Raw genomic sequence first — 12,166 nt, 5'->3', positions numbered from 1 at the left:
AAAAATCTATGTATTTTAGAATTTCAGCCCGTGGAATACTGTTTCCACATGATATAATATCTCTATCTAATGGTCTGGAGGTGTCACTATGCAATGGAAGGAAGTTCAGGAGCGATTCCCTAATGAGTGGGTCGTTTTTGAGGCAACCAAGGCGCATTCTAGAGAAGGCCAGCGTTACATTGAAGAGATGGCAGTGATTGATTCATTTGATGATTCTACAAAGGCACTAAAACGTTATGGTGAATTGCATCAGGAAGATCCCAGACGGGAATACTGCTTTTTTCACACTTCACGTCCAGAAGTTGTGGCAAGAGAACGATATGTTGGCATGAGAGGTCCTCGATGAAAATTTCAGATGGAACAACGATTAATGAATTTCAAGTTGAAATAGGAAATATGGATTGTGGTTTGGAGATTGACGGAATTCTGGGATTTAATTTTATGAAACAGACCGGTGTTGTAATTAATGCCAACCTGATGGAACTAAGTATAGATAAGCTGTAATCTATAGAAAATAAACATAAATGTGCCCTCTGGAAACAGGGGGTACTTGTGTTTTTCATCAAAATAGTTCAATATTAAGATACATAACAAAAGGTGATCTACTTACAATAGGTAAGATGAATAACGGATCGCTTCATACCAGGGAGGAACAGACAATGGAAATCGGAATTAGTACATTTGTGGAGACGAATCCGGATGTAAAAACAGGAGAACTTATCAGTCATGCGCAGCGTATTCGGGATGTTGTTGAAGAGATTGTTTTGGCAGATCAGGTAGGTCTGGATGTATACGGCGTGGGGGAGCATCATCGTGCCGACTACGCCGCTTCATCACCAGCTGTCATTCTGGCGGCCGCAGCTTCACAGACCAAGAATATTCGCTTGACGAGTGCGGTAACCGTGCTGTCATCGCATGATCCGGTACGGGTCTATCAGGATTTTGCGACACTGGACGGCATTTCGAACGGGCGTGCAGAGATTATGGCAGGGCGGGGATCATTTATCGAATCGTTCCCACTGTTTGGCTATGATCTGAACGACTACGATGAGTTATTCGACGAGAAACTCGATTTGCTGCTCAAACTGCGTGATTCGGAAAAAGTAACCTGGGAAGGCAAACACCGCCCTTCCTTTAACAATCTGGGCATCTACCCGCGCCCGGTACAGGAGAAACTTCCGGTATGGATTGGCAGTGGTGGTAATCAGGAATCCGTCGTTCGTGCAGGATTGCTCGGTTTGCCATTGGTGCTTGCCATTATCGGTGGCCGTCCGGTGCAATTCGCACCACTGGTGGAGCTGTACAAGAAAGCAGCTGCACATGCAGGACATGATGCTTCCAAGCTGACCGTTGCTTCTCACTCTCACGGCTTCATTGCCGATACAACAGACGAAGCCGTGGAGAAGTTCTTCCCGCCAGCGCAAGCGGTCATGAACATACTGGGTCGTGAACGTGGATGGGGACACTACAGCCGTGCGACATTTGATGCGGCGCGCAGCCTGGAAGGTGCATTGTATGTAGGTGATGTGGATACCGTAGCTCAGAAAATTATTTACCTACGCAAAGAAGTTGGGATTACACGCTTCATGTTACACACCCCACTCGGAACCATGCCGCACAACGAGGTCATGAGAGCGATCGAACTGCTTGGTAAAGAAGTCGCTCCAATCGTGCGTAAAGAAATTGCACGTTGGGAAGCTGAGAACGAAGAGGCACGTTAATCGACTGAAACCGTTACGGAACTAGATGAGTCAACCAAATAAAGGAGCATGCCCTAGGCGTATTACGCCAATGGGGCTGCTCCTTTTTCGTTTATCTTCTAAAAGTATCTAAAACAGCACAGGTTTAATGCTTACCCATTCGCAGATGTACTCACAAGGGAGCGTATAACCATGGACAACGTATGATCATAGAGGGTTTTGGCAGCTTCTTCGCTCTCAATATGGCCTCCCAAATACAGATGAATAACACCGTGTAAGGGAGCCCAGATCATCCGAACCGCAAGCAGGGGATCTTGCACCTGAAGCATTCCCTGTTCAATCGCTACCTCAACCAAGGCAGACACTTGTTTCAGTGCAGTTGCTGTTCCCTGTAAGGTCTCTCCATCTGGTTTGAATTCGGAAAAAGATCCTCCAAACATCAGCTGATAGAAGCTGGATTGAGAAATGCCGAAGTCCCAATAGACGTGGGCCAGATCACGGAAATATTGTTCGAACGATGCCTGCCGGGGCATAGCTTCAAAACGCTGGGCCATGAGGGAGCATCCCTCTAAATACAGATGTTTGGCTAACCCTTCTTTTTTGCCGAAGAGATTATATATGATTTTGGTGGAGCACTCCATGCGTTCAGCTACACGGCGTACTGTGACGGCTTCTGGTCCATGCTCTTGCAGTAAAGCAGCAGCAGCATGCACAATATTTTGCCGCAGATTATCCGAGTGCTGCAGTCTGGCTTCCTGAAAGGTTGTTACCGTATGTGCAGATTCCGTAGAACCCGAATTAAGATCCTTCATTGATTTCATCCTCGTAACCGTATTGTTGTTGAACAGAAACTACGTTTCCTTTTCTTAAGGTCATTCTACTGTTTTACGCCGGATAACGTCAATTTAATCCGAGTTTAGTAAGTAAGCACCCCGTTCTAGATTCAAATTTAACAAATGCATTTGACAGCGTCATGGGTTTTGGTTACGATGATTCTATACAGAAACAATGTTTCCTAATGAAAACAAGTGTTTAAATTATACACAGAGGATGGATGAGAGATGATAAAGGAACAGCATCAATGGGTACTTATTACAGGTGCTTCTTCAGGTATTGGGGAAATTTTTGCACTCGAGATGGCTTCTAAGGGTAAAAATATCGTGCTGGTGGCTAGAACAGAATCCAAACTGAATCAATTGGCAGAACGCATAGAACGTACATATCAAGTAAGGGCTGAGGTAATCGTATCGGATCTTTCCGAAGTAGAGGCACCTCAGAACGTATATGAGGAATGTCAGAATCGGGGAATACACATCGATATGCTGATCAACAATGCGGGATTTGCTACCCATGGATGTTTTGAACAACTGGATGGTTCCCGGCAACAGGAGGAGATTATGTTGAACGTGCTCGCCTTGACAAACATGACGCATCTTTTCTTGCCAGGCATGTTACAGAAGAAAAATGGTGCTGTCATTAATGTATCGTCGACGGCTGCCTTTCAACCTGATCCTTATATGGCTGTGTATGGAGCGACAAAGGCATTTGTACTTTCTTTTACAGAGGCATTATACGAAGAAAACAGGAAGCGTGGCGTTCAGTTTTTGGCACTATGCCCAGGTTCAACCGAGACTTCGTTCTTTGATGTAGTGGGTGCTGAGGAAGCCTCGGTGGGTAAACGTGATACCCCTGAGCATGTCGTGGCGGTGGCCATGAGTGCACTCGAGTCAGGCAAACCTTATGCTGTGCCGGGGGCCAGGAATTATTGGACAGCACAGTTCACCCGCCTCATACCACGCAAGTCCATGTTGCGAATCGTAGGAAGTATGCTCCGTCCACGTTCCGAGGGTGTTAAACCAGAAAAAGTACAAGCCTGATTAGGGGTATAGGGTAAAAGCTTTAGGCCAAAATGCCTTTGGCCCGAGCCTCCTTTATCCAACCTGGAAATTCAGTGAGGAGACGATCGTACAATTCTTCATCGCTGATCTTGGAGATGTCGTCGAGAGCAAAAAAATCAGCATTATCGATGAAACGTCCAGTCATGTCATCAAGTTTCTCGAGAATACCGTAATTGGCTTGGCCTAGGCCAACAAATTGCCAGAACAGGTTTTTGGTTGAACTTTCGGTAATAAGCCGCATGATTTTCCCTTTTTGACTGACTCCGCCATCGCTAAAAAAGATAATATACGTTGGCATCTTCACATCGGGTTCCTCGATCGTGTATTTGCGAATGACATCCTGCATCACAGGAGGTTCGTTATTGGTACCGCCTTTGCTTCCCAGCGTATATGTGCGTTCAATATAATTCTCGAAATCCCTGGCGGTGACGCTAGGTGCACGCAAGAAGTCTTTGGCGAAGAACCAGACGTCCAGCTCTCCGTTATCATCAAAAGCTGATGCAATCGCCAGAATACGTTCGAAGGCTTCTTGCACGATGCCTTTGCGATACAGATGGTACATGGAACCTGATGCGTCAAACACAACGGCAACACGTGCCTGTATAGGTTCGATCTTTTTCTTTTGCAGAGACAGGGTTACTTTACGCTTGAGGAGATCGATCTTGGTCAGGTTAAGCGGCGGATGAATCGTGTTTGGTGCAGCAACAGGTGCCAAGACTTCTGGAGAGGCCGCTGCTACTTCAGCTTGTGCCGTGAGAAGAACTTGTTCGGCTTCCGAGGTGTCGTTACTCTCAATTTCAACACCGAAGGACTCTGCCAGCGGCTGCAATCCACCAAAGAAACCTCGCCCAATCGCCCGAACTTTGAACCCGTCACGATACTTATAGATTTCAATGAGAATAAGTGCTGTTTCCGCAGTGACCTGTGTGATCTCATAGGTGATCTGCTGGGAACCCGCTTGTACAATCGCCTGACATGCCTGAACATCGGCGAATGTGCCTCCCGCATCCAGAGTAGCCGTAAACACACATTTTTCCACAGGGGCCTGCCGTAATTGATTTGTATCCAGTACAAAAGAGGATTTCAGTTCCTCTGCCTGTTGCAGGAGCACACTTTGATGGGGATCGGCATTCTGATTATAAAATACAAAATAGTCGTCAGATGGGACTTTCCCCTCTTCATTCACCATAAAGCAGCTAACATCCAAGGGAGAAGGAGATGATGTACATTGAATGGTTACCTGAAGTTGGGCGAATTCGTTGATACTGATATTCTGGCCTGTGTTTAAGTGGATGAACGAATCTGTCATAATGGGATGCGCCTCTCTTCTCCAATATAATGGTTGAAAATGTACAGTAACAAGATCGATTCTGAGACAAATGTTTCCATAAGTCAATCTTTTCACCGTTGATCCTACGCCTCATCAGACTCGTACTTTTCACGATGTTCCTTCTTCATCCTCACATAGTCCGGATCGGTCTTGACGATCTCCCATTGCGCTTTGAATATGGCCGCGGCTTCTGCCTTCACCTTATCATTCTGATAGGGCAAGATTGAGCCATCCTTTTTTGAGTATTTGCGTCCTCCTTTGTGATTCGTATACCGTCTAGCCCGTGTATAACCCATCTGGAGAAATTTGCGAGCCATATCCATACCCACAAAATCTCCCTTTTTCTTATACTCCAAAAATAGCTCATAGATCTTCTCCGATGACTCTGTCGCAATCTCGGGTGTTTTGAACCGCCAGTGTGGCAGAATCTCGCCTTTGTACGGCTCTACCATCAGAACACCCTGCTCTCCCCGGCCTACGGTGTACAGCTCAGGATGTTTGCGCAGATCAAGCTCTTCATAATTGAGGCTGTAATCAAATTTTTTCATGTGTACGCCCTCCTTGATAGGGATTACCCCGATTCTTTTACATCAAGCACGGTTAATGGGGAACAACAGAATCAATTACACAGGAGGGGTAGCGGTATGGGAATGTCCGGCAGATATCTTGTGGTAACTGAGGAGCTAGTTGAATCCATCAAGTCAGGTGAGGTTAGTGTGCATGATTGTGCAGTGGATCTGGATATCGATAAAACATGGCAAATGCTGCAGTTCACGCTGAACGGTAACTTGGTAGAAGGGGAGCCGCCCCTGGGATATGTTGTGCCTCTCGCAGGTGAGCAATACGTGGGAAACTATTCGGATATGGATCTGTTTTTGCTTAGTAACGAGCAGGTGCTGGAAGCCTACATGGCACTGGAACAGCTCACACCGGAAGAATTAAAGGAGCGGTATAGCCTTGACCATATGATCGCTGAAGGCGTCTATCCTGTCATGGAAGATTGGGACGCGGAAGAGACATTTCAGGAGATCGTTCAGACTGTGGATGATGTCCAGGCCTTATTTCAGGCCACGGCTGCAAGTGGGAACGGGATCATCTTTTATGTTTTCTAAGTGAGCATTGAAATTAAGATGGAAAATGGTTGGCTGACACTGAGGCAGGTTTGAACTACGCCTATTCGGGTTATTGATAGACACAAGGCTCAGGCCTTGATGACATGACAATCCGGTAGAAGAGAGGGAATGCGATATGACACAGGATCAGAACGAAGAGAACAAAGCGATTCAAGAGGACGAGCCGGATCAATTCGAGACTCCCGCAACTGCGGAAGATGAAGAAACGGATGAGAAACTCGCAGAAGATCAGGAGCAAGAATAACTCCCAGCATTGCACAATGAAGCAGGATGTTTTATCGAAACATACGATATGTTGAAATATAGATAGACCAGAGGTCGGACATGTTCCGGCCTTTTGGTTTATTTTTTTGCGTATCCGTTTACAAGAATTACCTATACCTTCATAATGGAAATGAACCATATTTTTCTAAGGAGGAGTTCATATTACGAATCGGAAGTTAGTCCAATGGATGGCAGTGCCACTAGTACTTTTAATGGTTGTTCTTACAGGATGTCAGGCTGTGGGTGGAGTAGACGTTGGCAAAGCAATGGCCAATGGCGCGAGTATCAAGTCCGGTGAATCCAGACAATCCATGAATATAAACATAGAACCGGCTAAGGAATTTGCTACAGAGAAAGACCTTGAAATGATCGAACTAATTAATTCCATTTCCCTGGATATTGATCAAGCCAAAATGAAAGATGCGAAGACAGCATCGATCAAAGGTACACTGAGCATGGAGGGAACGAAGTTACCTTTCCACGTGTCCATGAATGAGTCCCAATTGGTCATTGATCTGGACGGAGCCCAGAAACCGCTGTACATGTCTCTGGATACGTTCCAGGATGCACAGGCGCTTCCGATGGTAGATACGAAGGCTCTGGAGAAACAACTCGAGGAAATTTCCCCGAAACTGTTCTCTTTTGTCCTGAAGCATCTGTCCAATCCGAAGAACATCTCCGTAACACCGGTACAGGAATCCGTGAATGGCGAAGCACTTAGCCTCTCCAAGCTGCATCTGGAAGTTAGTGGTGAAGAGATGCTTGCCATGGTTAAACCGTTCCTGACGAGTATTTCGAAGGATGAGCAAGGACTGAAAGATTTGATTGGCGATCTGTACGATGTGTTCTACCCTGTACTGGAAGCAGTGAATGAGGTAGAAGGTGGGGGAGACGACACGCTGAATTCGATCGTTCCTGAATCGAAAGATGAAGCCGTTGCGTCTCTGTATGCCATCATCAAAGTAGGACTGGACAGTATGCTGGTCAATTATGATCAGGAGCTGAACAACCTGTTGAATGAGACTCCTGAATTCAAAACGGTCTTTGGCACAGAAACCAAACTGAAATTGGACTTTTATCTCGACAGCAAGCTGGATATTCGCAAGCAAAACTTTGAACTGAAAGTAGCACTGCCTGCTTCTGAGGATCTGCCGGTAAACTCTGTAACGGTAAGTGGAGATAGTGAACAGTGGAATATCGGTGGAACGGTTGCAGTTGATGAAGTGGATGTATCGGGCGGCGTTATGGATCTGATGAAGGATGATATTACGCCTGGACAGATGCTGCGCAATTTTGATTCCAGTTCACTCGCATACCAATTGCTGAAAGATGAGGCTGGGATCACGAGTAAAAGTGTAGTGCTCTTCCCGGATGATGAATACGCTGGGGCGATCACTGTTAAGAACACAACATTTGTACCGCTTCGCTACGTGTCTGAAGAATTGGATGCTGAAGTGAAATGGACCAAAGGCTCGAACCAAATCGTTGTCATTGACGACATCACTGGTGATGAGATTGTCCTGACCGTAGGTTCCAAGAAGGCAACCGTTGCTGGTAAAGAAGTAACCATGGTGGAATCCGCTTATGTAGGCAAAGACGGCAAGACGTATGTGCCGCTGCGCTTTATGGCTGAATCCCTTGGAGCTACTGTAGATAAGGAACAAGAAACAGGCTGGATTTACATTGACCGTCCTTAAGTGAGACGTTATAAGTAATCCTTAGTATGAGAGGGGATTTCAGAGTATGCCAGATTTCTCGTAATGATCGTGAAAAGAACACCGCAAAAATTCCGTTTGACCATGAACGGGATACGTGTCTCCTTTTGACCCATTACGAGGAGCTTCGGCGTTTCTGAAATGATGAAACGGATCGGGGAGTGCCTCTATTGGAGGTGCTCCTCTTTGTCGTTTCATCCTAAATAAATCCCCAGAGGTGTTGTATATGAAAAGTCAATTATTCATCCATTCAAACTCCGTTACGTTGCGTCCATTTACGCTTGAAGATCAGGCTGCCGTGTATGCATTAACCCAACAACCTGAAATCACAGATGTCCTGCCAGATTGGAAGATGACCGAGGAGCAGTTGCGTGAATTTTTACAATTTGTCGTTGGCAGTTACGAACAGTTTAACCCGGAAGATGTACGCATCCTGCTTGCTGTTGTACACAATAAAGATCAGCGTATCATTGGTTGGTGTGGCGTATTTCCAAATGAACTGCTGGATCGGGATGACCGTGAAGTGGCCTACGCCATCTCCCGGGATTACCGGAATAAAGGATATATCACAGAGGCGGTGCATGCCCTAACAGCATATTTATTTGAGCATACCTTGCTGGATCGAATTGTGGGCATTGTGAAGCCCTTCAATCAGCCGTCACGCAAAGTTCTTGAGCATGCGGGTTTTCGTTATATCTCTCGCAGAATGCTTATGGACAAGGAGTGCTACGATTATTTTGAACTGCTCAAAGTAAAGACCGAACCAGTGCAACCGAAGCAGGTACATTCTGAAATTCGCTTACGACGAGCACAGCAGGAAGATGCTGTTGTACTTACAGAGATTTGCACTCGTGCTTTTGATCATGTCATAAAAGTCTGGGCGGATAATGAGAAGGATATCGATAACAATCTATGCCCGCCTGATTATTCGTCAGTTCGCATGCATCGTTACGTGATCCGTGAATGGGATTATTATGTTGTAGAATCAGATGGATGCGCTATTGGCGGAGTGAGTGTTAACGTGCTTGGACGAAAACATGCCAGGATCGATAAGATCTATATTGACCCCGTATGCCAGGGACGTGGCGTTGGAACTCAAGTCATGAGGCTTATTGAGGCTGAATTTCCGCAGATTGAAACCTGGAAGCTGGAGACCTCAGGTCGGCAATTGGATAATCATCATTTTTACGAAAAAATGGGATATGTTTGTATCTATGCATCTGAGGATGAGTTTGTATATGAGAAGAACATGTCCGTTGATTCTTTTGATCCAACATGTGATGAGACATTAGCCAAGGACTCGGGTGAGTCGGTGGTTGAATATGTTCAAGCTAATCTGGACTCAGTCCGTTACAGCACCAGTAATCTGACCAATAGTCGGATTACCGACTGCAACCTGGGTGGAAGCAAATTTACCAATTTAAATATGACCAATATATTGCTAGCTGATTTACGCCTAACTGATAGCAAGATTGAATTTTGTGCTTTGGATGGCGTTCAATTCCAGGACACACATCTTGGATCTGACCGTGTACCCATGCAGTGGGCGCATTGTGATCTTGGGGGAAGTCGTTTTATCGATTGCGATCTATCTGGAGTACAGTTGGAACAGTGTCAAGTGAACGGGATGAAGATCAACGGAGTAGAAGTAGAGAAATTACTTGCAACCTATGAGGCTATGAAGTCCTGAGGACGAATGGCAGGGCCCATACGGAAGCATACTAATCCGGTTGAGATGATGGCTGTAACTGTTCCCTCTTAGATTAGAGCAAATGAAGAAATGGGTATTTACGTATGGAGGATGTCAAAACAGCAAAGGGAGGTCTATGGATTATGACTGAACGATTTGCGGGTAAAGTGGTACTGATTACAGGCGGTGGCTCCGGTCTTGGACGATCAGCTGCTGTGGAAGTTGCACGTGAAGGGGCGAAGCTTGCCCTAGTGGATGTGAACATGAAGGCGCTGGAAGAGACCAAGCGTGTGATCTCGGAAGAGGTACAGCATGCCGAGTTTCTGTTAATCGAAGGTGACGTATCGGATGAAGAAGCTGTAAAAAAGTATGTTAGTGATACGGTTAATGAATTTGGGCGTATCGATGCATTTTTCAACAATGCAGGCATTGAAGGCAAGCAAAACCTGATCGAGAACTACGAGACGGAGATGTTCAATAAAGTTATCGATATCAATCTGAAGGGTGTATTTTTCGGGTTGAAGCACGTTCTACCTGTGATGAAAAAACAGGGCGAAGGCTACATCGTGAACGCGTCCTCTGTTGGAGGGATTCGCGCCGTGCCAAACCTGGTTGCCTACGGAGCGAGCAAACATGCCGTAGCCGGCATGACCAAAGATGCAGCGATTGAATACGCCGAGCATGGGATCAGCGTTAATGCAATTGCACCCGGAGCCATTCTGACAGATATGGTTATCGGCTCGTTCAAACAGATCAATCCGAATGACTGGGAGTCAGCATCCAAAGAGTTCGTGAAGGACAACCCGGCGAAGCGCTTGGGTGAACCGAAGGAAGTAGGGCGTCTCGTTGCCTTCTTGCTGTCCGGCGAAGCACCATTTATCAATGGAGCCATTATTCCGATTGATGGTGCGCAGTCAGCCAAATATTGATCCCATAATCATCAACAGCACATCGATGCGACATAGATATATACCGAAGAACGCCCTTTTTCGCCAATGTGCGGATGGGGCGTTCTTTTTGGTGTGATATTTAAGGGGGCGTATCCCGTATCCGGCAGGTTAAGTGTGCTGTAGAATTTGCGGCTTTTTGCTAAACCCGGTACTCCCGGCTGTAAAGCCCATCTGACGATAGAATTCATGTGCAGCTTCACGTTCTGGGCGATTGCCACTGTTCAGAGACAAGGAATCCACGTTATGCGTGGCTGCCCATTGTTCGGCTTCAAGAATGAGCTGACGGCCGATGCCTGAGCCCCTGAACTGGTCGTGTACAACCAATGCCAAGATGCGGCAGTGTCTTCCGTTTTTTTCATACATATAAGAAGTCTGTAATCCGATCAGTCCAACTACGCGGCCTCGTGCTTCAGCAACGAGTGTAGTAAAGTTTGCGTCCGATGAGATATGGGTATAGCGCTCTTCCATCTCGGCGTACGTGGTGGGATAACCAAGTTGGTCCATCAGAATGACCATATCTTGCAGATCGGTAGTGGAGCTATGTCTAATCGTCACATCCAGGCTCATAATGTTGTATCCTCCTTGGGTCTTTCCTTCAACGAAAGTTCAATAATGGTATCCAGCAGCTCTGCAAAAGAAATGCCTGCAGCGGCTGCACTTTTGGGCAGCAGACTGTTACGGGTAAGACCCGGCAGCGTGTTCACTTCAAGCACATAAGGCATGCCTTCCCGAATCATCATATCCACGCGCGCGTAGACGCTGCATTTGAGCACCTGATAACAGGCCAAGGCCGCGGCTTCAACGCGATTGTGAAGGTCTAAAGGCAATTGCACAACCTGCTCATCGGCCCCGTGGTCATCATATTTGGAAGAATAATCGAAAAACTCCGCGTTCGAACGAATGGAGATCACCGGCAGCATCTTACCATCCAGAATGGCACAGGTAATTTCTTCACCTTCGATATACTGTTCAATCATGACCGTATCATCCCAGGCGAGGGCAGCCTCTACAGCAGCGGCCAGGGCGGAAGCTTCCTTCACCACTTGGGTACCGATGCTGGAACCTCCTGAATTGGGTTTGACCACCACAGGGTACGTTAATTGTTGAACAGCAGTTGAGGACAGTTCCTCAATATGACTCACTCGTAGCCACTCTCCTGTAAGCACACCTGCATGCTGCATGAGTTGTTTGGACATGTCTTTATCCATGCATACACTGCTCGCCAGCACGCCACAACCTGTGTAGGAAATACCCAGAGATTCCAACGTGCCCTGAACCGTACCGTCTTCGCCGTATTTGCCATGCAGGGCAAGCAGTGCCACATCGATCCCCACTGACTTGTCGATTAGATCGCGCTTGGTATTCAGCTCAATGGGTACAACCTCGTATTTGTCTTTATTCAGGTTTGCAATCATCTCCTGTCCGGTGAGCAGTGAAATATCCCGCTCTGAAGATGTACCGCCCATAATCACGCCAACTTTCATGT

14 protein-coding genes are annotated in these 12,166 nt (G+C 46.5%); 9 read left to right on the top strand and 5 right to left on the bottom strand.

Features of this window, described 5'->3' with window-relative positions:
* Positions 1-88: 88 nt before the first annotated feature.
* The 3 genes from MHI55_RS30305 to MHI55_RS30295 all read left to right on the top strand — a co-directional run bounded on the left by MHI55_RS30305 (position 89) and on the right by MHI55_RS30295 (position 1,721).
* Complete coding sequence (locus tag MHI55_RS30305) at positions 89-346, top strand: hypothetical protein (RefSeq protein ID WP_047840923.1); 258 nt, start codon at positions 89-91, stop codon at positions 344-346.
* On the top strand, positions 343-504 hold the full coding sequence (locus tag MHI55_RS30300) for a hypothetical protein (RefSeq protein ID WP_340388063.1): 162 nt from the start codon (positions 343-345) through the stop codon (positions 502-504). The genes MHI55_RS30305 and MHI55_RS30300 overlap by 4 nt, the downstream gene beginning before the upstream one ends.
* Positions 505-659: 155 nt before the next feature.
* Positions 660-1,721 (top strand): LLM class flavin-dependent oxidoreductase, encoded by a 1,062-nt coding sequence (locus MHI55_RS30295; protein ID WP_017691578.1) that lies wholly within the window; start codon positions 660-662, stop codon positions 1,719-1,721.
* Between the two features lie 131 nt (positions 1,722-1,852).
* Here the strand turns inward: MHI55_RS30295 and MHI55_RS30290 are convergent, their stop codons facing one another.
* Positions 1,853-2,512 (bottom strand): TetR/AcrR family transcriptional regulator, encoded by a 660-nt coding sequence (locus MHI55_RS30290; protein WP_340388061.1) that lies wholly within the window; start codon positions 2,510-2,512, stop codon positions 1,853-1,855.
* Between the two features lie 249 nt (positions 2,513-2,761).
* Between MHI55_RS30290 and MHI55_RS30285 the strand changes: the two genes are divergently transcribed.
* A complete protein-coding gene (locus tag MHI55_RS30285; protein ID WP_340388059.1) occupies positions 2,762-3,577 on the top strand; it encodes an SDR family oxidoreductase in 816 nt (271 codons plus the stop codon).
* A gap of 22 nt (positions 3,578-3,599) precedes the next feature.
* Here the strand turns inward: MHI55_RS30285 and MHI55_RS30280 are convergent, their stop codons facing one another.
* On the bottom strand, positions 3,600-4,907 hold the full coding sequence (locus MHI55_RS30280; RefSeq protein ID WP_340388057.1) for a VWA domain-containing protein: 1,308 nt from the start codon (positions 4,905-4,907) through the stop codon (positions 3,600-3,602).
* Positions 4,908-5,011: 104 nt separating this feature from the next.
* Positions 5,012-5,476 (bottom strand): DUF4385 domain-containing protein, encoded by a 465-nt coding sequence (locus tag MHI55_RS30275; protein ID WP_340388055.1) that lies wholly within the window; start codon positions 5,474-5,476, stop codon positions 5,012-5,014.
* Between the two features lie 96 nt (positions 5,477-5,572).
* Here MHI55_RS30275 and MHI55_RS30270 point away from each other — a divergent pair, with 96 nt between their 5' ends.
* The 5 genes from MHI55_RS30270 (at position 5,573) to MHI55_RS30250 (ending at position 10,659) form a co-directional block, all read left to right on the top strand.
* A complete protein-coding gene (locus MHI55_RS30270) occupies positions 5,573-6,040 on the top strand; it encodes a YfbM family protein (protein ID WP_339190613.1) in 468 nt (155 codons plus the stop codon).
* Between the two features lie 136 nt (positions 6,041-6,176).
* Positions 6,177-6,305, top strand: a complete 129-nt coding sequence (locus MHI55_RS30265; protein ID WP_017691584.1) for a hypothetical protein — start codon at positions 6,177-6,179, stop codon at positions 6,303-6,305.
* Between the two features lie 208 nt (positions 6,306-6,513).
* Positions 6,514-8,022, top strand: a complete 1,509-nt coding sequence (locus tag MHI55_RS30260; protein WP_339190615.1) for a copper amine oxidase N-terminal domain-containing protein — start codon at positions 6,514-6,516, stop codon at positions 8,020-8,022.
* Positions 8,023-8,266: 244 nt separating this feature from the next.
* Positions 8,267-9,730, top strand: a complete 1,464-nt coding sequence (locus tag MHI55_RS30255) for a GNAT family N-acetyltransferase (protein ID WP_339190617.1) — start codon at positions 8,267-8,269, stop codon at positions 9,728-9,730.
* A 143-nt stretch (positions 9,731-9,873) separates the two neighbouring features.
* Positions 9,874-10,659, top strand: a complete 786-nt coding sequence (locus MHI55_RS30250; RefSeq protein WP_076251972.1) for a glucose 1-dehydrogenase — start codon at positions 9,874-9,876, stop codon at positions 10,657-10,659.
* Positions 10,660-10,788: 129 nt separating this feature from the next.
* Here MHI55_RS30250 and MHI55_RS30245 read toward each other — a convergent pair whose 3' ends face one another.
* Together MHI55_RS30245 and MHI55_RS30240 are read right to left on the bottom strand one after the other, a co-directional pair.
* Positions 10,789-11,247 carry a GNAT family N-acetyltransferase gene (locus tag MHI55_RS30245; RefSeq protein ID WP_339190620.1) on the bottom strand — a complete coding sequence of 153 codons (459 nt, stop codon included), beginning with the start codon at positions 11,245-11,247 and terminating at the stop codon, positions 10,789-10,791.
* Positions 11,244-12,164, bottom strand: coding sequence for a D-alanine--D-alanine ligase (locus MHI55_RS30240; RefSeq protein ID WP_340388053.1), 921 nt, complete (start codon positions 12,162-12,164; stop codon positions 11,244-11,246). Before MHI55_RS30240 ends, MHI55_RS30245 begins: the two co-directional genes overlap by 4 nt.
* Positions 12,165-12,166: the final 2 nt, after the last annotated feature.

This window comes from Paenibacillus sp. FSL E2-0151 (assembly GCF_037993015.1).
GTDB classification, from domain to species: domain Bacteria; phylum Bacillota; class Bacilli; order Paenibacillales; family Paenibacillaceae; genus Paenibacillus; species Paenibacillus amylolyticus.
The sequence above is the reverse complement of the archived record's forward strand: the minus strand, read 5'-3'. Positions and strand labels throughout refer to the sequence as shown.

What these genes read in the sequence shown, in the direction of transcription:
- MHI55_RS30305 (WP_047840923.1), top strand. Translation starts at nt 89, where the DNA reads ATGCAATGGAAGGAAGTTCAGGAGCGATTCCCTAATGAGTGGGTCGTT.
- MHI55_RS30300 (WP_340388063.1), top strand. Translation starts at nt 343, where the DNA reads ATGAAAATTTCAGATGGAACAACGATTAATGAATTTCAAGTTGAAATA.
- MHI55_RS30295 (WP_017691578.1), top strand. Translation starts at nt 660, where the DNA reads ATGGAAATCGGAATTAGTACATTTGTGGAGACGAATCCGGATGTAAAA.
- MHI55_RS30290 (WP_340388061.1), bottom strand. Translation starts at nt 2,512, where the DNA reads ATGAAGGATCTTAATTCGGGTTCTACGGAATCTGCACATACGGTAACA.
- MHI55_RS30285 (WP_340388059.1), top strand. Translation starts at nt 2,762, where the DNA reads ATGATAAAGGAACAGCATCAATGGGTACTTATTACAGGTGCTTCTTCA.
- MHI55_RS30280 (WP_340388057.1), bottom strand. Translation starts at nt 4,907, where the DNA reads ATGACAGATTCGTTCATCCACTTAAACACAGGCCAGAATATCAGTATC.
- MHI55_RS30275 (WP_340388055.1), bottom strand. Translation starts at nt 5,476, where the DNA reads ATGAAAAAATTTGATTACAGCCTCAATTATGAAGAGCTTGATCTGCGC.
- MHI55_RS30270 (WP_339190613.1), top strand. Translation starts at nt 5,573, where the DNA reads ATGGGAATGTCCGGCAGATATCTTGTGGTAACTGAGGAGCTAGTTGAA.
- MHI55_RS30265 (WP_017691584.1), top strand. Translation starts at nt 6,177, where the DNA reads ATGACACAGGATCAGAACGAAGAGAACAAAGCGATTCAAGAGGACGAG.
- MHI55_RS30260 (WP_339190615.1), top strand. Translation starts at nt 6,514, where the DNA reads ATGGCAGTGCCACTAGTACTTTTAATGGTTGTTCTTACAGGATGTCAG.
- MHI55_RS30255 (WP_339190617.1), top strand. Translation starts at nt 8,267, where the DNA reads ATGAAAAGTCAATTATTCATCCATTCAAACTCCGTTACGTTGCGTCCA.
- MHI55_RS30250 (WP_076251972.1), top strand. Translation starts at nt 9,874, where the DNA reads ATGACTGAACGATTTGCGGGTAAAGTGGTACTGATTACAGGCGGTGGC.
- MHI55_RS30245 (WP_339190620.1), bottom strand. Translation starts at nt 11,247, where the DNA reads ATGAGCCTGGATGTGACGATTAGACATAGCTCCACTACCGATCTGCAA.
- MHI55_RS30240 (WP_340388053.1), bottom strand. Translation starts at nt 12,164, where the DNA reads ATGAAAGTTGGCGTGATTATGGGCGGTACATCTTCAGAGCGGGATATT.